The sequence below is a fragment of the Haloferax sp. DFSO60 genome (assembly GCF_046557615.1).
In the GTDB taxonomy this organism is placed as follows: Archaea; Halobacteriota; Halobacteria; order Halobacteriales; family Haloferacaceae; genus Haloferax.
Genome location: NZ_JBKIII010000001.1, coordinates 1,072,965 through 1,093,101, shown reverse-complemented (window position 1 = coordinate 1,093,101; position 20,137 = coordinate 1,072,965). Strand labels below are relative to the sequence as shown.

The window sequence follows — 20,137 nt, the reverse complement described above, 5'->3', positions numbered from 1 at the left end:
GTGGAAGAGGAGGTTCTCAGATGGAGAGAGGCAGAACGAAGTTCATGCATCTCTCTCGCGTATCTCTCTGTATGACTACGGACACGCTCGAACAGACTGCCAAGGAAGAGACAGCCCCGTCAGAGACGGTTCAGACGACGGTGAACGCCCGGTTCACCGGTCACGTTCGAACGAAACTCGGAATGCACCGAATGGAGTTCACCTTCGAGGGCGACACCCTTCGTGAGTTCCTGGATGCGTTCTTCGAGGAGTACGACGTGCGGGAGTTGGTAATCGCAGAACGCGAAGCGGATGCGACGACCCGCGGCTGGGTGAAAACAGACCACATCCCCGGCACGTGGCGCAAGAACCCAGAGGGTGAGCAGACGCGCGCCTACGCACGTGTGATGGTCAACGGAAAGTTCAACGAGAACCTCGATGGATTCGACACGAAGCTCGAAGACGGAGACAGGGTGGCACTCGTCTACCCGTTCACGTTCTGTGTGTGAGTAGGTTCAGCCACAGTGGTGTGCAGGCTCACCAACGGCGGCGAACAAATTCACGTGCAACGGTGGTGGGTCGTGGCCGCCATCGTTTCCAACCGAGATCCACGTCGTCAGTACTAGGTCGTCAGTGCCGTGCTTTTACGTGCCGTCTCTCGAATCTCGTCTAACACGGAGTCAAGCGCGAGTACGTCCGAGAGCGCGGTCATCGCACTGGCGAAGGGCACGTCGAGGGCGTAACTGTAGTAGTTTCCACGAGACCCGGTTCGGTTCTCTTCGGCAGAGAGGATACCGAGCATCCGGAGGTCAGAGAGGTGGTTGTGGACCGACCGTTGGGCGAGCGGGTCGATACCGGCGGAGTTGCAGAGTCGGAGATACTCTTGATACAAATCGCGCATTCGACACGGTGTTTCGTCGTTGGCGGCTTTCGAGACGACGGCGAGGAGTGCGAAGTGCCCGTTCTCGGTGAGTTCGCGCATGCCTTCGACGACGCGCTCCTGTTCGAGTTTCTGCCGGGCGATATCGACGTGGTCGAGCGTGATTTGCTCGTCGTCTTTGTTCTCGGCGTGTTCGCCCGCGAGTCGGAGTAGGTCGAGAGCTTGACGCGCACTACCGCTGTCGCGGGCGGCGAGTGCGGCACAGAGATTGAGGACGCCTTCTTCGCACGAATCGTCGGCGATAGCGACGTCGGCGCGCGATTCGAGGATGTTCTGGAGTTCGGGTGCCTGGTATGGAGGAAAGTGGAGTTCGCGCTCACACAGCGTGTCTTGGACGCGTGGGTCGAGTTGGTCGTGGAATTTGAAGTCGTTCGAAATCCCGATGAGGCCGACCTTTGCGTCTTCGAGTTTGCCGTTCGAACGCGCGCGGGGGAGTTCGTAGAGGAGTTCGTCTCGGTCGCCGATAGAATCGACTTCGTCGAGGACGATGAGGACGGTTCCGCCGAGGTCATCAAGTTCTTCGAAGAGTTTCTTGAAGACTGTCTGTTGGGGGTAGCCAGTCGAACTAATCTCCGCGCCCGCGGGACGGAGTTCGTTGACGAGTTCGACTGCCACCTGGTAGGAGGAGTTGAGTGTCTTGCAGTTGATGGAGATGACGCTGAGAGAGACGTCGTCGTATTTCGATACGTCTTCGAGAAGCATCTCGAGGAGGAACTCTGTCACTGCCGTCTTGCCGACGCCGGTGTTCCCGTATAGAAAGACGTTGTTGGGTTCCCATCCATCGACGACCGGTTGGAGGGCGTCCATGTATTCGGAAATTTCGTCGTCGCGCTCCTCGATGCGCTCGGGCTTGTAGGACTCACCGAGAGCGTCCTTGTTGGTGAAGATGTTTTGTTTTCGCTCGAACCGGCGCATTAGCGTCGGGTCGTTGTGGCGTCCTGATATTTAAGACCCCGATTTCATCTGATTCATGTGAATCTGCTTGTGTGAATAATGCTACCGTGTGTCTGTCTGGTGTGTCGTGAACGAAGAGAACGAGACAGACACACACCATAATTACAAGTGAACGCTACTGCACGCCAACCCCTAGTGAGATAGCTCCCCACAGATTCAACTAAAGCTCTGACATGAAATGGTGGTTTCTGCCGCATCGCCTGTTGCGGTACTTTCACCGAAAGAACCACTTTCCAGCCTTGTAGCTCAAGAATTCACTTGCAAAACTGGTGGGTCTTGATGTCGGTTCCCTCTCTTCTCGAATCTCACGATGCACATTACCCTGTCCCACCACCCTCACTCCTCCACTTCTATTCACTTGCAAAAGTGGTGTCTCTGGGGTGCGAAAACTGCCCAACAACACGGCCTAATTCACTTGCACCGGTGGTGTGTCGGCCTGGAAAAACCCACTGTCGGACTCACTGATTCACTTGCAATCGGGGTCTGTCCCAATCCGAACGAAAGCACCAGACTGCGCCCAGTTTCGCTTCTCGATTCGTCAGTCATCCTCGAAATACCTATGGCGCGAATACTGGTATCTACCCACGTGGATTCTGCCTCCCTCCGCGCACTCGCACTCGCCCTCCTCGCGGTCGTTGCCCTCTCGGTCGCCGCTGCGACCATCGATACGACAGTAATCAGTGGTGGCGGCCCCTCTGGATTTGGGGCTGGCGACAGCGGTGGTGTCGGTTCCGGCGAGGTGGACTCACCCGGGTTCCAGCCAACTCCCGGTTCCGGCGGCGAATTTAGCCTTCCGACGCCCTGCTTCCCGTGGCTTCTCTCTCCGACGTTTCTCGGCCTCGCCGTCATCGCATTCCTCGTCCTCGGTGGACTTGCCTATCGAGAATCCGGGTCGTTGCTCCCCCCGATTGCACTCACGCTCGCACTCGGCCCGCCTGTGATTCTCCTCATCGCACTCCTGACCACCTGCCAACGCGGCATCTCGTTCCCGTCGCGCGTTGCCGCACTCGCAGAGAATAGCACGCTCATTCCGGCAGGCGGTGGTGGCACACTCGGTGACGGAAGCGCCGTCGCACAGAACGTCCCGGTTCCCACGGCACTCTTCGGTGTTCTTCTCATCGGCGCACTCGTCGTTGCCGTTCTCCTACTGTTCACCTCGACAGGTGACGACCGTGAGACGCCCGACAACTCACTCGATGAGACGGCGGCCGCCACGTCATCCGACGTTGCCGCAGTGGGGCGTGTCGCGGGTGCGGCAGCAGCTCGCATCGAAGCAGGCGACAGCGACGTCGAGAACGAAGTCTTCCGTGCCTGGGCGTCGATGACCGAACTGCTGGAGGTTCCAAACCGAGCGTCTGCGACGCCATCCGAGTTCGCCGCCACTGCCGTTGCGGCCGGAATGTCCCGAGACGACGTGACTGCGTTGACGACGCTCTTCGAGGAAGTTCGATACGGAGGCTTCGAGGCGACAGACGACCGCGAAGCCCGCGCAATCGACGCGCTTCGAAATATCGAATCGACGTACGCAGAGAGCAAGCAGGTGGGAACGAACGGCGAACTTCGAGAGGCCGATAACGGTGAACTTCGGGAGGACGACCGATGACACGAACGCGCCAACTCGCACTGCTCGTCGGTGTGGTCGCCTCGATCGCAGGCCTCAGCATCATCGCAGGGGTTCCACTCGGCCTCGAACTCACCGACATCTTCCTCGGTCTCGCGGCGGCACTAGCCGGAATTCAGGCGCTTCGCTACATCCAGCGCCGACGCGACACGACGGCCGTTTCGTCTTCGACCAACGACCCCGAAGTTCGGGTCAACGTCCCCCAACCGGGTTCGGATATCGACGCCGACATCGTGACTGCCATGGCGAATCGCACCCGGTGGGCTGCCCGCAACCGAGTGATCGACCGACTGGAGGCCAGCGCGAAACGCACACTGGTTCTCCGCGGCGGCCTCTCGCCCGACGAAGCCGAATCGACACTCGAAGACGGGTCGTGGACGGACGACGCCGTGGTCGCCCGATTCCTCGGCGCGTCTGTTTCGGTCCCACTTTCGACCCGGCTTCGACTGCTCGTCTCCGGTCAGTCCGTACTCGTCGCTCGCGTTGGGCGAACCATCGCCGCTATCGAGCGAATCGGCGACGACGACTGGCACCCACGTGGCGATGAGCAACCGGCCTCGACCACGCAGGGAGACACCCGGACGGTGAATCACCGATGAAGGGATTCGAGACGAACCGTTGGGTCGGCATCGAAGGACTCGTTCTGGCGGCCGCCGCTGTCGGTGTCCTCACTCGCCGACCGTCACTCCTGTTCGTTGCTGGTCTCGGCGTCGCCCTTCTCGGCTACACGCGAATCGCTCGCGCACCCGAACTCGACTTCGAAATCGAACGCGAACTATCTGATTCGACGCCCGACCCCGACGACGATGTGCGCGTCACACTCTCTGTGACTAATACGGGTTCGAACACCATCTTCGACCTCCGCGTCATCGACGGCGTCCCCCCCGCGCTCGCTGTCGATGACGGGACTGCTCGCTTAGGGACGGCGCTCCGCCCCGGCGCGACGGCGACGCTCACCTACACCGTCGCTGCCATCCGTGGCGAGCACACCTGGGACGAAACGACCATCATCGCCCGCGACCCGAGCGGAAGCATCGAACGGCGCGAGACGGTGTCGGTAGCGACGACGATGCGCTGTGAACCAGTCCTCGCCGCGACGGCCGACCTCCCGCTTCGAGGACTCACGTCACAGTACGCCGGTCGCGTGGAGACGAACGTCCCCGGGTCGGGTCTCGAATTCGCCTCGATACGAGAGTACCGCCATGGCGACCCCCTACGCCGAATCGACTGGAATCGACGCGCTCGAACCGGTGAGTTGGCGACGATTCAGTTTCGAGAAGAGCGCGCAGCGACGGTCGTCCTCATCGTCGATACCCGAACCGAGGCCCACGTCGCACCGGAACGCGACGCCGAAACCGCGGTCGAACGCTGTGTCGATGCCGCGAGCATCGCATTCCCCGCACTCCTCGACAGCGGCGACCGAGTCGGTCTCGCGGCGTTCGGCCCTCGTTCGTGCTGGCTCGCGCCATCGACCGGCCTCGACCACCGAGCGCGTGCAAGAATGACGTTTGCGACACATCCTGCCTTCGCGTCCGTCCCCAGCGACAGGGCGTTCTTCCCGACGATTGCACTCAAACGGCTTCGCCGCCGCCTCGCCAGTGATGCGCAGGTCATCTTCTGCTCGCCGCTGTGTGACGACTACGGGGCAGAGGTCGCACGGCGTCTCGAAGCCTACGGCCACGCCGTGACGGTTGTCTCGCCCGACCCGACGACCACTGCGACAGTGGGCGGGCGATTGGCGCGAATCGAACGCGACCTTCGAATTCGTGACCTTCGGCGACACGGCATTCGGATTATCGATTGGGGAGACGAGTCGCTCGCCGTCGCGCTCGACCGCGCGGCCACGGGGTGGTCACGATGAGAGAAATCACTCGCGCACCGACGCGGACGGGAACCGCACTCTCGCTCTCGGCCGCAGGACTCGCAACGCTCGCACTGGCGTTCACAACCACGATTGCCGCTCTCGGTGGCGTGGCGGCGATTGCACTCCTCGCCGCTGGCTTGACCCGCGGCTCGCGCCGATTGCTCGACGTTGCGGGCGGGCTGCTCTTCGTCGGCCTCCTCGCGGGCGGCGCACTCGGCGGGAGTACCGAAGCCCTACTCGTCGCGGCTATCGCGTCGGTTCTCGCGTGGGACCTCGCCGAAAACTCACTCTCCGTGGGCGACCATCTCGGCAGAGAGACGGACACGACGAGACTCGAACTCGTCCACGGCGCGACGACGCTCGTCGTTCTCGCCATCAGTGCAGGAGTGGTCTACGCGATTGGCATCGTCGCGTCGGGCGGACAGCCTATCGCCGCAGTCGTCTTGTTGCTCGTCGGTGCAATCGCGCTGGTGGCGGGGATTCGGCGGTAATGTGTGAACGCTCACAAGGCATTTAGCCCGCCACTATTTGTTGACACTATGAAACGTAGAGGTGTGTTGGCCTTGGCTGGGTCTGTCGCTTTTCTTCCCGGTTGTCTGGGTGATGTTTCTGAACGGTCTACCGAATCAACGACGACGGATGCAGATGAGTGTGAAGTGATGGAGATGTGTGAGGGCTCGACCATCGTCGAAGTTTACGTAGACCGCGATTATTCGGAGCAGGTCGTTCTCGATGCCGCCTGTCGTGACGACGAAACTGAGGTAGAACCGGGTGAAACGATACGCATCGAACGCGAAGTCAATGGTGATGCCTGTGATGTCCAACTCTCGGCCGATGACTCTGTGGTGTTCGACAGAGATATTCCCGGTCATCAATCGACGACGATTCGAGTCACGGAAACGGGCGAAATCGAAGAAGAGACAGTCGTAATTTAGTATTTCTGGCTATCCTGTGGAAGAAACAAGAGCCAAAACAGTCTGTCCTTGACGGCCCAGAACTTTGGATTATTCCAGCGTCGGTACCGACACACTCCCCAACACGTCGTCGATAACGGCCGACTTGTCCACGTCTTCGACGCGGGCGTCGGGCGTCAAGACGAGGCGGTGAGCGAGGACGGGTTGGGCGACGCGCTTGATGTCGTCTGGAGTGACGAATGCTCGGCCTTCGATGACTGCATGCGCACGCGCGGCTTCGAACAGTCGTTGCGTGCCGCGGGGTGAGACACCGATACGGACGCGACGGTCTGTTCTGGTGGCGCGAGTGAGTTCGGCCATGTAGCGAAGCAAGTCGTCATCGACACGGACCTGTTCGGGTGCGTTTCGGAGTCCGACGACGGCATCTCGGTCGAGAACTGTTTCGACGTGTGGACTCTGTTCGGTGCGTCCGGCGCGGCGTCGAAGCAACTCGATTTCGCCATCGAGGTTCGGATAGCCAATCGCGGACTTGACGACGAACCGGTCGATTTGGGCTTCGGGGAGGGTGAACGTCCCTTCCTGCTCGACTGGATTTTGTGTCGCAATGACGAAGAACGGCGATGGGAGTTCGTGCGTTTCGCCATCGACCGTGACTTGGCCTTCTTCCATCGCTTCGAGGAGAGCGGCCTGCGTCTTCGGGGGTGCCCGGTTGATTTCGTCGGCGAGGACGACGTTGGCGAAGATTGGTCCGGGAGAGAATTCGAAGTCGCGCTCGCGTTCGTCGTAGATGTTCGTCCCCGTCACGTCGGCTGGGAGCAGGTCAGGGGTGAACTGGATTCTGGAGAACGAGAGCCCAAGCGCAGTCGCCACGCTCCGGGCGGTGAGCGTCTTCCCAGTCCCCGGAACGTCCTCGAGGAGGACGTGACCGCGGGCGAGGACGCCGATGAGGACCGTTTCGAGGAAGGAGCGGTCGGCGATGACCGCCGTCGAAACCGCGTCGAGTACGTCGGCGCACGTCTCGCTCGCGCGTTGAATTTCCATGGCGAATCTGGCGCGTGGATACCACTTAGTCCTGTGGTCACACCCCGATTACGCCTGTCGAAATCGAAACCGATTAAATGGTGCGCGAGATACAAAGAAGTGGAAGCCGAGGTAGCCTAGCCCGGCCAAGGCGGTAGATTCGAAATCTACTGTCCATTCGGACACGTGAGTTCAAATCTCACCCTCGGCGCTTCTCTCTACATCACCCGGCGAGAGACGTTTATGTCTCTCGCCCAGCGTGAGTCTGTGTGTGCGACGACCAGTGAATTTGAACCAGCGAGCAACGCGAAGCGTTGCGAGTGGGGTTCAAATCTCACCCTCGGCACTCAATCCTCCAAACCTGTCAGAGGATTCATTAATCGGCCAACTGCACTCACCATCATGGACGACGAACTCCGCCTTCGCCTCGATGCGCTCATCTTCCTCCTTATCGTTCTCTTTGGCTTCGAAGGCTTCCAATTCGGCGGCTTCATCGGAGCAGTCTTCGGCCTCGTACTTGCTGGCGGAATTGTCTACACGTTCGGGCCGGGGCTAGAAACCCGGGACTAACCGAAATAGTTGTTAAACACCCGTCACGACGCCGACACATGGCCTACACACTCAAACAGCGAGTCGATGCACTCGCGCTGGTCGTTGCTGTCATGCTCGCCTTTCAGGGGTTTCTCTTCGGTGGCTACGTGGGCGCTTTCGTGATACTTGTCGTCGCAGGAGCTATCGCGTACGTGTTTCTCTTGTTTTCGTCGCCGTCGTCTGAGACTTCCACCTAATCTAAAAACGCGTCGAGCGCCAACTCCGCGACTTCCATCCCACCGCGAAGGCGTCGCCGACGTTTGTCGTAGGCGCCATCGAGTTGCCGTCCAGCCATCCGTCGTCCGACCAGATACGCGTCTGCGTCGCTCTCGTCGCGCGGGTCGGCGCGCCGAATCCACACGCGACTCTCGCCGTCGGTGGATAGCCCGCGCGCCCACAACTCGGCGTCGTCGCGGGACGAAAAGACGTGGCGCGCACCACGCTGATTGACGAGTCGTCCGACTGCACCGTTCCGTCTGCGGGCAGAGGGTTTGACGAGGACGACGAAGCGCTCGGTGGGCACACCGAAGATAGGTGTTCGACCGACTTGTACCGCCCGAAATTAGCGACAATCACACCGAAATCCACTCGTCAGCCTTCGAATTGATACGCTGTAACACGAGTCGGTGCTGTCTCTCGATTTCACTTTCACTCTCCTAGGATTCGATACATATCCCCTCCCGCCGTCTCACCGAGTATGAGCGCGAACGTAGCAGAGAAGCCAACCTCGGACCGAGACACTCGCCGTATCGACGTGACGACCGTCAGCACTGGACGCATCGCCGACTACGCCGAGACCGAACTCGGCGAGGATGCGATTGGATTCGAACGTCGTGGTGGCTGGACGTATCTCGTCACCAAAGAGACGCGCTGAAAAACGGATTTTACCAGTCGATTAGTCGTCCGACGAGGTGACGTTGGGAACCGCAGGTTTTGGTGCGAGCAGACGGTCGAGTGCATCGACCATCGCTTCGACGCTGGCGCGGGTGATGTCCGCGTCGGAGGCCGCGACAGAGACGCGGCGGTCACCACGCGACATCGCCACTTCGACGGTGACGACGGCGTCCGTCCCACCCGTAATCGCATCGACGTGGTAGTCGTCCAACTGAGCGTCTGCGTCCGGACCGAGTGCTTTTCTGACGGCTTTCACAGCGGCGTCGACTGGCCCCGACCCCGTCCCAGAGGCGACACGTTCCTCGCCTTCGACGCGGAGGCGGACGCTTGCAGTTGGGATGCCACCACCGGACGCGGCAGTGAGGTCGAGGAGTTCGACGCGACGGTCGTGTTCGCGGCCCTGGACGTCTTCGGCGAACGCGAGGAGGTCGGCGTCGGTGACGCGTTTTCCTCGGTCGCCGAGTTCTTTCACACGTTGGACGACAGCGGTCACTTCGTCGTCGGTCGCATCGACGCCGTGTTCGTCGAGCGCGGCTTTGACACCGGCGCGTCCGGCGTGCTTGCCGAGGACGAGACGCCGCTCGCGGCCGACCGTCTCCGGCGAATACGGTTCGTACATCGCGTCGTCTTTCAGCGTGCCGTCGGTGTGGATGCCGCTCTCGTGCGTGAAGGCGTTCTCGCCGACGACGGCCTTGTTCGGCGGGAGGGCGATGCCCGTCGCGTACGCAACGGTCTGGGCGAGACTGTACAGTTCGTCCAATTTCACCGTCTCCACGTCGTAGCAGTGGTGGAGTGCGATTGCAACCTCTTCGAGCGCGACGTTCCCGGCGCGTTCGCCGATTCCATTGACCGTCGTGTGTACGAGGTCAGCGCCCGCGGCGAGGCTGGCGTGGACGTTGGCCATCGCAAGCCCGAGGTCGTCGTGGGTGTGCGTCGAGGTCGGTCCAAGTTCGGTGAGTCGAGAGACGACGTTGTAGGTGTGTTCTGGACTCGTGTGGCCGACCGTGTCGGCGAAGCAGAACCGGTCTGCTCCGGCGTCGTGGCTGACGCGCGCGAGTGATTCGAGGAATTCGGGCGACGCGCGCGACCCATCCTCGCCGATGACTTCGACCCACAGCCCGTGGTCTTTCGCGTAGGCGACGAGGTCTGCGGTCGTCTCGCGTACGCCGTCGCGGGTCGTTCCGACCTTCGACTCGATGTGTCGCTCGCTGGCGGGGACGACGAGTGTAACTCCATCTACGTCGCAGTCGAGTGCGAGGTCGATATCGCCCTGTACGCCACGAGCGAAGCTCGTGATGGTTGCATCGAGACCGAGCGAGGTGACGCGCTTTATCGTCTCGCGTTCACCCGGCCCGGTACAGGCACTTCCTGCTTCGATGTACCCGACCTGTGCGCGGTCGAGCGCGCGAGCGATGCTCGCCTTCTCGTCGGGCGAGAGCGAGACACCCGGTGCTTGCTCGCCATCGCGGAGTGTTGTATCGAGGAACTGTACGGCATCGTCACTGAGCGTTCCAACTGGAGCGCCCGAATACGTCTCTTTCACAGGAAAATCGCCTTTGTTGTCACTCGCGTAGAATTTCACAGCCAGCCGCCTCGCAGCGACTTACTCTATCCTCCGTCGGTGTGGTATGTTCCGACATAGTAATTGAACACATCTGTCGAAGAATGTATAAAAGCGTGGGTTCAGACAGAATTTAGTGTCTATTCGTAGGAGACGCACCGTGTGACACTCCCGTGTAGGGCTACCGCGTTCACACCCGCCGAGGGGGTATCGGGGAATCTAACTACGCTCGGTGGTTCTTGAACGGGCTATTCGTCGAGTTCCACGAGGTCACCGGGCTCGATATCCTCGGCGGCACCTGCGGGGAGTTCGATGATGGTGTCTGCCATTCCGAAGCCGATTCCCGTCCATGCGGAGAGTCGTTTTTTCTTCTTGACTTCTCCACCGATGAGCCAGAGGGCGTCGATGTCGAAGGGGACAAACAGCATGTGGAGGCTGTGCCGGTCAGCGTCGTTGAACCGAAAGACGAGCGCGTAGTCGTCGGGCACGCGGCGGCGGAACATCAGGCCACGAGCCTTCGAGATAAGCGAATCAGCCGTCTCGACGGTTTTAGCGAGCGTCGTGTGGTCCCCGTTTCGACGGTGTACGAGTCTCACATACACGAATTACCCTCCATCTATCATCAATGCTCCGCTGAGTGTACGGCTTGCTAACCAACTCGATACAGGATGATTCCCACCCGATGGGCCGTAAATTTCCACCCGGCGCTCCGACTCTGGTCTCGTCGTTGAGAGCAACGTTTACGCCCGCGCCGACCCCAGCGCGACCATGGAGCAAACGCCGACCGGCACTCCCGTTGGCGTGGACGACCCCTACGACTACGCCGGGCGATGCGACCACCTCACGAGCGACGGTCACTGCCGACTCGCCCGCGAGTACGCCGACCGCGACCCACAGTTTGCCCGCGAGCGCGCACGCGAGAACTACGATTGCGTCGCCGCGGCAGATGGCTGTGAGTTCACCGATTGTCCCCACTACAGTTCTACGAGCGACGGCCGAGAGTGCAGTCGATGCGGCCTCGAAGAGATTCGCATCGCGCACGACGAAGCCGCTCGTCCCTTGCTCGAAGAACACCACCTGTCGTATGGCAGCCGCGACGGTCCCGAACCGACCCACGAAATCACCGTCTCACTCTGTCGGTGGTGCCACGCGAAAGTCCACAACTCCTTTGCCCGCATCGACGACGACGCCTCGCCCGACCCGGAGGCCATCGCTGCACGTGAAGCACGTCGAAGTAAAGAGATGGACGAGTTCGGGTTTCGGTCGGCGCGTGACCGCGCTGACGAGTAATTTCGTGAATGTGTGCCAATTCAATGCACAGATACGCGCATATCGACGAGTCTTCGATTCACTTTTAGGCACGGTGGTCCAACGCCGACCATGACCAGAATCGTCGTTATCGACAACCACGGACAGTTTACGCACCTCGAACGGCGCGCACTCCGTGACCTCGGCGTCGACACCGAACTCATCTCGAACGACACGGACCCCGCAGACATCGACGCGGACGGTATCGTCCTCTCGGGCGGCCCCGACATGGACCGTATCGGCCGCTGTGCCGACTACCTCGACCTCGACGTGCCTGTCCTCGGCATCTGTCTCGGCATGCAGATTCTCGCAACCGAACTCGGCGGTCGCGTCGGCGGCGGCGAGTACGGTGGCTACGCCGACGTTGACGTGGAAATCCTCGACGAAGACGACCCGCTTCTCGGCTCGCTCGCCCCCGAAACTCGCGTCTGGGCGAGTCACGCCGACGAAGTGAAAGAGGTTCCTGAAGGCTTTACTCACACCGCGACGAGCGACGTGTGTAACATCGAAGCCATCAGCAACACCGACCGCGACCTCTACGGCGTCCAGTGGCACCCGGAAGTCGCCCACACCGACGAGGGCGAGGAAGTCTTCGAGAACTTCATCACGCTCTGCGAGCAGTAACTTCGCGCAGGCGACACGGGCGCAAACTCACGGTCCCAACCGACTCACGACGGTCGGGTGGAATCGGTATTCTTCATGCTCGTTTTGTGGCGATAAGCCGAGAGATTTACCCCCTTTCGTTTTGTCTGTTCGGCAAATGACCTCTACGCAGAGCGATCTCGCTGGGCTCTCGCGGTTCATCTTCCGCGCGCCCAACTGGTACACGAGTCTCGGGTTCGCCCTGCTCGTCGCCGCCATGGCCGGGATTGCGGCGTTCGACTCGGGCGACCTCGCGCCCTCGTGGCGAGGCATCTTCTTTATCGGCAGAGACGCGTGGGAAGGCATCTTCTTTATCGGCATTCCAACCATCGTCGCGGCGTTCGGGACGACTGGTGTGGACCGATTCGTCGGCGGAAAACTCACACGAAACCGCTCTTCCCTTCTGGCGCTTGCAGGCGAAGTCCTCATCATCGCCATCCTGACTCTCGCGGCCATCATCTCGGTCTTCACGGGCCTCGGCCAGCGATTCATCTTCGACGCCCTCGTCGTCGCGCTCGCGTCGGTGTTCGCCTTCCGTCTACTCATCATCATGGCCGTCTCCCGGTCGTCGATGCTCATCGCGGCGGTTCCGGCGAGCATTCAGACCGTCACGGCCGCCGTGCTGTTGTTCATCTACAGCGGCACCCTCCGGTTCGTCTCCGTGGGCGGGCCCATCCTCGAAGCGTACCTTCTTCCGTACCTTGCCCGCCCCGACCGCGCCCCGCCAGAACTCTCCGCGATTGCACCGAGCCACTTCCAGTTCTTGCTCATCATGTGTGGCATCTACGCCCTCTCAGTCTACGGATTCCTCTTCGTCGTGGACCGACCGTGGCGTCGCAGTCTCGGCGTCTCCGTCCTCGACTTCATTCGAGGGTTCATCGGTCATATCGCCGAAGGAACCCGCGAACTCGAGGACTTCTTCGAGCAACTCGGCCAGGAGGCTATCGTCCCGGTGACCGTACTCTCGTTCCAGCGCGACGACGGCACCGAGAAGGCTCGATTCGTCTTGCCGATGATTCACCCCGGTCCGATGGGCGAAATCGGCGGCGGTAACTTCCCCGAGCGAGTCGCTCGCCGGGCAGAAGGCATGGCGTTCCCGCCACACGCGACTGCCGGTCACGACTTCAACCTCGTCACCGAGCGAGAGGTCGATATCGTCCTCGATGCGGCCGACCGCGCGCTCGACAAAATCGAGTACGCCGATGTCGCGAGCAAGAGTGTCCGCGTCGAATCCGGCGACTCGAAGATGCTCGGCCAAGCCTTCGGCGACGACGCGGTACTCGTCTCGACGTATGCGCCCCACTTCGCCGACGACGTGGAGTACGCAGTCGGCCTGTCGGCGGCGACAGAAGCCCGAACGACTGGCCTCAGAAACGTCCTCCTCGTGGACGCACACAACTGTAACAACGGACTGGACGGCCCGGACCTCGGTCACGTCACACCGGGAAGCAAGCGTTCGTTCGACATGATAGAGGCTGCCGGAATCGCCGGTGACAAACTCTCCGACGGCGCTCGCGGACCGTTTGAACTCGGCACGGCGTGGGACGAAACCGGCTGGACCCCACGAGAGGGTATCGGCCCACTCGGAATCCGCGTCGCCGTGACCACCGTCGACGACCAGACCACCGCGTACGTCCTCGTCGATGGCAACAACATGGAACCGGGACTCCGTGACCGAATCGTCGAAGAACTCGTCCACGGCGAGGATTCGCTCGCAGACGTCGCCGAGGTGATGACGACGGACACGCACATCGTCAACACCGTCGAAGCCGACAATCAGGTCGGTGCGGCCATCGACCACGACGAACTCTGTGCGACCATCTCACGGCTCGTCGCGGATGCAAAAGCCGACTGCGAACCGGTCACGGCGGGGATGGCGACCGAGCGCGCCGAAGTCACTATCTTCGGTAACGACCGCACCGAGACGCTTGCTAGTCACGCGAACGCCGTCGTCTCGATGGGCGGGGCACTGGCGTTGGTGACGATTCTCGTGACGATGGCCGTGAGTCTGCTCGTGTTCTTCTTGGCGTAGTCGGCACTCACCGGAGTGATTCTTCAGAAACGCGCGCACGAGCGAGATTGCCGCACTGTCGTGTGGGCCGCTACATTCGTTATTTCAGCATGAGCGTGCGCGTTTCGATTGCACCGCAACTCGGGCAGATGTGTCGATAGAGGACGCGGTCACCCGTCGTTCTCGCACTCCACTGGCCGTCGAGGTCTTCGTAGCCACACTGGCGACAGACGCGTTCGGCGTCAGTGTAGTGTTCGCGGAGTCGGTCTAATGCAGTCGTCCCTCTCGGCGCACGTCGGATAGACATGCGTTAACATACTCCACGACTTATCATAGCTGTTCCGGCGACTCACGAAAAAAGAAAACGGGTCAAAAGATGACCCGAATTACGCGTCGTCAGCGGCCGCGAACAGTTCGTCCACGGCTTCTTGTGCCGTCCGCGCCGCCTCTTCGGCGACTGCGTCGGCGTCGTCGGCGTCGTCCGGCGCGTTGATGTAGACATCAACGTCGAGGACGCCGTCTTCGAACGTCACGGTGACGTCGAGGTCTTTGACGTTCGATTGCTTGAAACGGGCGAAGATGAGGCCTTCTGCCGCCTCTGCGGCGGTCGTGACCACTTCTTCGTCCGTCGGTTCAGCCATTTATGCGCCGCCGGGGCCCATCGGGCCAGCGCCGCCTTGGAGCATCTCCTGCAGTTCCTGCTGGAGGCTCTCGAACTTCTCTTGGACGCGCTCGTCCTGCTTCGTCAGCTGCTCGACGCGGATTTCGAGCGTCTCGACCTTCTCTTCGAGGTCCGCTTTGGCCGTCTCGTAGTCCGTCTCGACGAGGAGTTCGCCGACTTCACGGTACATGTTCGTGTCTTCGTCGACACCTTCGAGCGTCTCGAGCGCCGTCTGGGCGTCCGCGAGTGCGCTCTCCGAGGACTGCTTCTGCTCAGTGACGTTCTGAGCGGTCTCTTGGAGATTCTGGAGCTCTTCGAGCTTCTCTTGTGCTTCTGGGGGCAGACTTCCCTGCATACCCGAACCCAGGTGGTCCTGGCCCTAAAACACCCGCGGTCTCCTACGCAGAACGAGCACGGCGGTCGCCCGCCTGTGAGACCGATTCAGCCGTTTCGGCGAGGCGAATCCACGAGTTCATTCCGGCGCGGAGAGCGACTAAATCGCCCGCCTTGACGGTGATGACGACGGTTGTTCCATCTCTCTCCACGCTCGCACCCGAGCGTGCATCGTCGATTTCGCCGACTTCGACGGCGACGGCCCGTTCGACGATACGTGCGCGCCGCTCGTCGGGGTAGTCGAATTCGAGAGAAGCGCTGTGCGCGGGGCGCACGTTACTCGACGTTGACTTCTTTCACGTTGGGGGTCCGCTCCTTCAACAGGACGCGGTGCCCACAGTACGGACAGCGAACGCCACCGAACTCGTCGAGTTCGACGTCGCGCTTACATCGGGAACACTTGTAGCTCATAGTAAGTGAAGAATCGAAGCGGTGTGCGTTTACTCGTCCTCGCCGGAGAGTGCGGCGCGGATGGAACGTCGGACCTGCTTGCCTGCGGGGGTCTGGGGACGGTAGGTACCGCCAGTGAAGACCTCGCCGGTCTCCTCGTTCTTCCAGATTCCAGTTCCAACGCGGGTGACGGATTCGCCGTCAACCTTTGCGCTCTTCATCTCTGCTTCGATTTCCTTGACGCGGCGGCGGGCGACGCGGCCGTACCGTGCACCAAAGCGCCCGGCACTGCCAACAGATCGTGCCTTTTTCTCGGCCATAGTGTCGGCAACTACCCCTTCGGCATGAATAAACCCTACGAGTCGTCCCCGTGAGTGCGGCCCCTCGGCACGATTTTCTCCCTTCTCGACGTAGTGTGTGCTATGACAACTCACCTCGTTGTTGGCGCAGGACCGGTCGGACAGGCAGTGGTCGAACATCTCCATTCGCGGGGTGACGACACCATCGTCGTCACACGCCACGACGACGTGTCTCTCCCTGACGGTGTCGAACACCGCCGCGCCAACGTCTCGGACCCCGACGCCGCCGCAGTCGCGTTCGACGGTGCAGACGTGGTTTATCAGTGCGCACAACCGCCGTACGACCAGTGGCCCGAACTCTTCCCACCGCTGACCCGGGGGGTCATTGCCGGTGTCGAAGCCGTCGATGCGCGACTCGTCGTCGCCGAGAACCTCTACATGTACGGCCCAGTCGATGTTCGAATCACCGAAAACCTTCCGTACGCGGCCACTGGCCCGAAAGGCAAAGCTCGCACCGAGTGTGCTGAACTCGTCATGGACGCCCACGAAGCCGGGCGAATCGAAGCGACCATTGGTCGCGCCAGCGACTTCTTCGGCCCTCGTGTCCGTGAATCGGCGGTCGGCGAGATGGTCTTCGGGGCCACCGTCCAGGGCAAACGCGCCCGCGTCCTCGGCAACCCGCGCCTCCCGCACACCTACACCTACGTCCCCGACTTCGCCCGCGCGCTCGTCTTGCTCGGCGAGCGCGACGAGGCACTCGGAGAGGCGTGGCACGTCCCGAATCCGGAGACGGTTTCGACCCGTCGATTCGTCTACCTCGTCTACGACGCCGCGGGCGTCGCCCCCGACTTCCCGCGAATCATCGCCGCACCGGGGTGGATGATTAGTGTCGGTGGCCTCGTCAGCGACGAACTCGGTGAGATAGCAGAGTTGAGATACGAGTTCGAAGCGCCGTTCGTCGTGGACGACTCGAAGTTCAGAGAGGCCTTTGGCGGTGCGGTGACCGCGACACCGCTCGAAGAGGCAATCGAGGAGACGGTTGCGTGGTACCGAGACAACGAGGTGCGAGAACAGCCAATCGAGATTCCGACGGGTGAAGAAGGCGAGTCGGCCTGAATGTCACTACCCGAGAGTGAGGATTCGGCCCATCCGTTTGAGTTAATATTTCAGCCAACTGGGGATTTATTGCTCTTTGTTTTGAGCTATCTGCTATGCCCTCCCGACGCGCCGTTCTCTCTTCTCTCGTTGCCAGCATCGTCCCATTCGCAGGTTGTGGGAGCAATCAACCGACGGACCCTCACGAAACACCCGATGCGCGACCGACGACCACGCGTTCTCTTCCATCTGAGTCGCCGACGACGACGAACACGCCTACACCGGAAGAGACGCCTCAAGATATCCAGTGCGACACTCAGTGGGAACAAGCCGACGTGTGGCGGTTCGATACTACGAGCGAACTGGCCGCGGCTACAACTGATGCAAATACCATCTACGTTGCGACAGAGCGAGAAATCCTCTCGCTCGACCCAGCCTCGGGCGAACAACGCTGGCGAACGTCGAACGACGCACTCGCAGAGAGGTTCACACCTTCTCGTCTGCTGACTACTGACCAGTGGGTGGTCGGTATCGGAACACGGTACATCGCCGCACTCGACAGAGCGACCGGCAAACGTGATTGGGTTTTCGAGGCCCCCGGAACGGAAGAAACGGCGTCCATCATGCAGGAAGCGGCGACAATCGTCGGAAAGACGCTCTACGTCGGTGTTGTGAACATCGACACGCCATCGTTCGAGGCTGACGAGCCATACAGTCGGCTATACAGTTTCGATATCGATACTGGTGCCGCCCAACTCTTCACACGGTTCACTGCGGACGATTCGCGGCTTCCGGTTCCACGATATCTCGATGGAAATAGAGATGGGGTCTTCTGTTCGGTTGACCGCCAACTGATTGCACTGTCAGACGACGGAAGCACTCGGTGGCAAACTGGTCGCGCCACTCGCGGCTATCCGGCACCATCCGTCTTGGACGAGCGAGTACTCGCATCGATGGGGGAGAAACTGGTCGCATTCGATACGAAGACGGGGGCACGAGTATGGCAAGACGAAGAACTTCGGGGACGAGTTACTCTCGCGGATGGCGTGGGGTACGCAACCTCCCGAACGATTCCGGAAGGAGACGGACAACTGACCTCGTTCGACCCGAAATCGGGTGCCTACTACTGGGAAGCACGGACGCGAGGGCGGAGCAGCACCCCAATCGCCAGCGACGAGTGTGTCTTTCTCGCTGTGACCAGCGATGACGATGCATATCTCACGGCGTTCGATATCGAACGAGGATGCCGCCTCGGAAGATTCTCGTTCGATTCAGGCGTCGTCAATGCTCCCCTCGTCGGGTCGGACCGAGTCACAATACGGACTGGAAACAGACAGGTCTCGACGCTCTGGTCGTTTGCCGCGCCGTAGGCGCTTACTCGTCCTGCAATCCATCCTCACGAAGCGCCTCGTTCAAGTCGTCGCGCACGCGCTCGCCAGTCTCGCGGTTCATCGCCGTCGTCACCAACCGGTTCTCTTGGACACTGGAGCCATCACGAAGAAGAAGCCGAACGTTGCCGTTGTCGTCGGCCCGGGTGACTTTCGCCCGCAACCCTTTCTGCGACCCTTTGCCACCGGCATCGATTGGGCCGGGGATAACTTTCTTCACGTGGGGGTGACCGGCGACGACACCGATTGCGCGGCGGCCCTGTCGCCCGCCGATAATCGTTGTGTGCGACCCACCCAGTTTCTCGGCAGGTGGGATATCGACGATTTCCAACGCGCGTTCGCCGCGTTGGCTCACAACGGTGGAAATCGGGTCGTCGGTGTCGGCGATGCGATAAAATTCGTAGTGGAGTTGCGCACGCGTCTCGCGGAGGGGGTCGCGCTCGCCCGCGGCGTAGACCGTTTCGGGGCGTTTGCGTCGGATTTCGTCGGCGACGAGACCGGCGAAATTCCGCACTTGGATGACTTTCGTCTCGCCGTCGTCGTCTTCGGGTATCGTCGTCACCGTCGTCTTTCCCACCACGTCCGCTTCGTCGAGGAAGGTGAGGTTCGCACGAGAGGCTTCGAAGACGGCGATGACGGCGTCGCAGTTGGCGGTGTTACAGGTGAGACAGTAGTCTCCGGGTTTCTCTAACGTCGTGCCACACCGCCCACAGTGCATAGTCGGTGGTCGGATGTGTGCGTACAAAAGGTCGTTTATCTCGCCTATCGTGACACTGCGGTGGCGAAAACTATTGGTAACCCGTCGAAAACGTCAATCCATATGCGTCGCCGGGCACTCTTAGCATCCCTCTCCCCCGTTGCCTTCAGCGGTCTCATCGGTCTCGTCGCGCTCGCACTCGACCCCGAGACGACCGTGCGCCTCGCTCTCCAACTCTTCGATTCGGCGGTCCAAACCGGCGAAGCGATTCTCTCGTTCCTTCGACGGGCCGCCCCGGTTTCGACCCTTCTGTTTGCCGGTCTCGCGTGGCTCTCGGCGAGCGGATTCCGACTGTTTCTCTCGCCAAATTCGGTCTCGAACACGCGTACCACGGCAGAATACGTCTTCGCGCTCGTGTTCTCTGCCGGGCTTCCACTCGTCGCCGTCTTCGCCCGTGACCGTCCGGCAGTCGTCGCGGGCGTCGTCGTCGCCTTCCTCGCCTCTCTCGGTGCAATCGTCGCGGGTCGAACGCAGACGAACTCGGTCGTCGCGGGCGCGGCGTACACTGTCGGTCCGGTCGCCGTGAGCGCGGCTATCGCGTCTGTACTCGTCGGCCCAACCGCCTCCCACGCGGTGACGCTCGTGCTTCCCGCCGTCGTCGGCTATTCGCTCGGCACTGCCGCCGCTCGCGGACTCTTCCGAACTGGTGCGGTCGTCTCGGCGGTCTGCTTTGCGATTCCTGCGTGGCTCTACTTCCCACCTGCCGCAGAGGCCGCCGGATTCGACCTCGGTGCTGTCGGGTTCGCCATCACGTTCGCCGTCGTCGCGGCGCTGTTTGCACTCCCGTTCGGGACGATTGGCTACATCGCAACGGCGACTGACGCGTAGGAGAAACGCCGATTAGAGAACGATTAG

At 61.2% G+C, this 20,137-nt stretch carries 27 protein-coding genes and 1 tRNA gene; 16 read left to right on the top strand and 12 right to left on the bottom strand.

Features of this window, described 5'->3' with window-relative positions; translation table 11 throughout:
* The first annotated feature begins 71 nt into the window (after positions 1-71).
* Positions 72-488, top strand: coding sequence for a MoaD/ThiS family protein (locus ACK509_RS05785; RefSeq protein WP_410765542.1), 417 nt, complete (start codon positions 72-74; stop codon positions 486-488).
* A gap of 113 nt (positions 489-601) precedes the next feature.
* Here ACK509_RS05785 and ACK509_RS05780 read toward each other — a convergent pair whose 3' ends face one another.
* The gene (locus ACK509_RS05780; RefSeq protein ID WP_410765541.1) at positions 602-1,834 is read right to left on the bottom strand and encodes an orc1/cdc6 family replication initiation protein; all 1,233 of its coding nucleotides are present in this window, start codon (positions 1,832-1,834) and stop codon (positions 602-604) included.
* Positions 1,835-2,459: 625 nt separating this feature from the next.
* Between ACK509_RS05780 and ACK509_RS05775 the strand changes: the two genes are divergently transcribed.
* From ACK509_RS05775 to ACK509_RS05755, 5 genes are read left to right on the top strand one after another with little or no spacing between them, the layout of a single operon-like run.
* Complete coding sequence (locus tag ACK509_RS05775; protein ID WP_410765540.1) at positions 2,460-3,476, top strand: DUF4129 domain-containing protein; 1,017 nt, start codon at positions 2,460-2,462, stop codon at positions 3,474-3,476.
* Positions 3,473-4,093: a hypothetical protein gene (locus ACK509_RS05770; RefSeq protein WP_410765539.1), complete on the top strand. Its 621-nt coding sequence runs from the start codon at positions 3,473-3,475 to the stop codon at positions 4,091-4,093. Before ACK509_RS05775 ends, ACK509_RS05770 begins: the two co-directional genes overlap by 4 nt.
* Complete coding sequence (locus tag ACK509_RS05765; protein ID WP_410765538.1) at positions 4,090-5,355, top strand: DUF58 domain-containing protein; 1,266 nt, start codon at positions 4,090-4,092, stop codon at positions 5,353-5,355. The genes ACK509_RS05770 and ACK509_RS05765 overlap by 4 nt, the downstream gene beginning before the upstream one ends.
* A complete protein-coding gene (locus ACK509_RS05760; protein WP_410765537.1) occupies positions 5,343-5,849 on the top strand; it encodes a hypothetical protein in 507 nt (168 codons plus the stop codon). The genes ACK509_RS05765 and ACK509_RS05760 overlap by 13 nt, the downstream gene beginning before the upstream one ends.
* 48 nt (positions 5,850-5,897) lie before the next feature.
* Positions 5,898-6,293, top strand: coding sequence for a hypothetical protein (locus ACK509_RS05755; protein WP_410765536.1), 396 nt, complete (start codon positions 5,898-5,900; stop codon positions 6,291-6,293).
* A gap of 69 nt (positions 6,294-6,362) precedes the next feature.
* Here the strand turns inward: ACK509_RS05755 and ACK509_RS05750 are convergent, their stop codons facing one another.
* Entirely contained in the window at positions 6,363-7,313 is a 951-nt protein-coding gene (locus ACK509_RS05750; protein ID WP_410765535.1) for an AAA family ATPase, read from the bottom strand.
* A 105-nt stretch (positions 7,314-7,418) separates the two neighbouring features.
* On the opposite strand from ACK509_RS05750, the gene ACK509_RS05745 reads away from it, so the two are divergent.
* The 3 genes from ACK509_RS05745 to ACK509_RS05735 all read left to right on the top strand — a co-directional run bounded on the left by ACK509_RS05745 (position 7,419) and on the right by ACK509_RS05735 (position 8,080).
* Positions 7,419-7,503 (top strand) — tRNA-Ser (locus tag ACK509_RS05745).
* A 191-nt stretch (positions 7,504-7,694) separates the two neighbouring features.
* Positions 7,695-7,862: a hypothetical protein gene (locus ACK509_RS05740; RefSeq protein ID WP_410765534.1), complete on the top strand. Its 168-nt coding sequence runs from the start codon at positions 7,695-7,697 to the stop codon at positions 7,860-7,862.
* 38 nt (positions 7,863-7,900) lie between these two features.
* Positions 7,901-8,080, top strand: a complete 180-nt coding sequence (locus ACK509_RS05735) for a hypothetical protein (protein ID WP_410765533.1) — start codon at positions 7,901-7,903, stop codon at positions 8,078-8,080.
* On the opposite strand, the gene ACK509_RS05730 is transcribed toward ACK509_RS05735, so the two are convergent.
* A complete protein-coding gene (locus ACK509_RS05730) occupies positions 8,077-8,406 on the bottom strand; it encodes a hypothetical protein (RefSeq protein ID WP_410765532.1) in 330 nt (109 codons plus the stop codon). The two genes, ACK509_RS05735 and ACK509_RS05730, sit on opposite strands and share 4 nt — an antisense overlap.
* A gap of 174 nt (positions 8,407-8,580) precedes the next feature.
* Between ACK509_RS05730 and ACK509_RS05725 the strand changes: the two genes are divergently transcribed.
* Complete coding sequence (locus ACK509_RS05725) at positions 8,581-8,757, top strand: hypothetical protein (protein ID WP_410765531.1); 177 nt, start codon at positions 8,581-8,583, stop codon at positions 8,755-8,757.
* Between the two features lie 21 nt (positions 8,758-8,778).
* On the opposite strand, the gene ACK509_RS05720 is transcribed toward ACK509_RS05725, so the two are convergent.
* Together ACK509_RS05720 and ACK509_RS05715 are read right to left on the bottom strand one after the other, a co-directional pair.
* A complete protein-coding gene (locus ACK509_RS05720) occupies positions 8,779-10,320 on the bottom strand; it encodes a (R)-citramalate synthase (RefSeq protein ID WP_410766256.1) in 1,542 nt (513 codons plus the stop codon).
* Between the two features lie 266 nt (positions 10,321-10,586).
* Positions 10,587-10,934: a DUF192 domain-containing protein gene (locus ACK509_RS05715; protein WP_410765530.1), complete on the bottom strand. Its 348-nt coding sequence runs from the start codon at positions 10,932-10,934 to the stop codon at positions 10,587-10,589.
* Between the two features lie 172 nt (positions 10,935-11,106).
* Between ACK509_RS05715 and ACK509_RS05710 the strand changes: the two genes are divergently transcribed.
* From ACK509_RS05710 to ACK509_RS05700, 3 genes are all read left to right on the top strand, one after another.
* Positions 11,107-11,628: a hypothetical protein gene (locus ACK509_RS05710; RefSeq protein ID WP_410765529.1), complete on the top strand. Its 522-nt coding sequence runs from the start codon at positions 11,107-11,109 to the stop codon at positions 11,626-11,628.
* 90 nt (positions 11,629-11,718) lie between these two features.
* Complete coding sequence (locus ACK509_RS05705) at positions 11,719-12,270, top strand: GMP synthase subunit A (protein ID WP_410765528.1); 552 nt, start codon at positions 11,719-11,721, stop codon at positions 12,268-12,270.
* Positions 12,271-12,406: 136 nt separating this feature from the next.
* Entirely contained in the window at positions 12,407-14,320 is a 1,914-nt protein-coding gene (locus ACK509_RS05700) for a DUF2070 family protein (protein WP_410765527.1), read from the top strand.
* A gap of 79 nt (positions 14,321-14,399) precedes the next feature.
* On the opposite strand, the gene ACK509_RS05695 is transcribed toward ACK509_RS05700, so the two are convergent.
* The 6 genes from ACK509_RS05695 to ACK509_RS05670 all read right to left on the bottom strand — a co-directional run bounded on the left by ACK509_RS05695 (position 14,400) and on the right by ACK509_RS05670 (position 16,063).
* Positions 14,400-14,606 carry an HVO_0649 family zinc finger protein gene (locus tag ACK509_RS05695; protein ID WP_410765526.1) on the bottom strand — a complete coding sequence of 69 codons (207 nt, stop codon included), beginning with the start codon at positions 14,604-14,606 and terminating at the stop codon, positions 14,400-14,402.
* A 79-nt stretch (positions 14,607-14,685) separates the two neighbouring features.
* Positions 14,686-14,940, bottom strand: a complete 255-nt coding sequence (locus ACK509_RS05690; RefSeq protein WP_410765525.1) for a DUF3194 domain-containing protein — start codon at positions 14,938-14,940, stop codon at positions 14,686-14,688.
* Positions 14,941-15,315, bottom strand: coding sequence for a prefoldin subunit beta (locus ACK509_RS05685; protein ID WP_410765524.1), 375 nt, complete (start codon positions 15,313-15,315; stop codon positions 14,941-14,943).
* A 43-nt stretch (positions 15,316-15,358) separates the two neighbouring features.
* Positions 15,359-15,628, bottom strand: coding sequence for a KEOPS complex subunit Pcc1 (locus ACK509_RS05680; RefSeq protein WP_410765523.1), 270 nt, complete (start codon positions 15,626-15,628; stop codon positions 15,359-15,361).
* Position 15,629: 1 nt separating this feature from the next.
* On the bottom strand, positions 15,630-15,764 hold the full coding sequence (locus tag ACK509_RS05675) for a DNA-directed RNA polymerase subunit P (RefSeq protein ID WP_151110295.1): 135 nt from the start codon (positions 15,762-15,764) through the stop codon (positions 15,630-15,632).
* A gap of 29 nt (positions 15,765-15,793) precedes the next feature.
* On the bottom strand, positions 15,794-16,063 hold the full coding sequence (locus ACK509_RS05670) for a 50S ribosomal protein L37ae (RefSeq protein ID WP_410765522.1): 270 nt from the start codon (positions 16,061-16,063) through the stop codon (positions 15,794-15,796).
* 102 nt (positions 16,064-16,165) lie between these two features.
* Between ACK509_RS05670 and ACK509_RS05665 the strand changes: the two genes are divergently transcribed.
* Complete coding sequence (locus ACK509_RS05665) at positions 16,166-17,158, top strand: NAD-dependent epimerase/dehydratase family protein (RefSeq protein WP_410765521.1); 993 nt, start codon at positions 16,166-16,168, stop codon at positions 17,156-17,158.
* Between the two features lie 95 nt (positions 17,159-17,253).
* Positions 17,254-18,507, top strand: a complete 1,254-nt coding sequence (locus tag ACK509_RS05660; protein ID WP_410765520.1) for a PQQ-binding-like beta-propeller repeat protein — start codon at positions 17,254-17,256, stop codon at positions 18,505-18,507.
* A 4-nt stretch (positions 18,508-18,511) separates the two neighbouring features.
* Here the strand turns inward: ACK509_RS05660 and ACK509_RS05655 are convergent, their stop codons facing one another.
* Positions 18,512-19,243 (bottom strand): DUF2103 domain-containing protein, encoded by a 732-nt coding sequence (locus tag ACK509_RS05655; protein ID WP_410765519.1) that lies wholly within the window; start codon positions 19,241-19,243, stop codon positions 18,512-18,514.
* A 102-nt stretch (positions 19,244-19,345) separates the two neighbouring features.
* On the opposite strand from ACK509_RS05655, the gene ACK509_RS05650 reads away from it, so the two are divergent.
* Positions 19,346-20,110, top strand: coding sequence for a hypothetical protein (locus ACK509_RS05650; protein ID WP_410765518.1), 765 nt, complete (start codon positions 19,346-19,348; stop codon positions 20,108-20,110).
* Positions 20,111-20,137 lie beyond the last annotated feature (27 nt).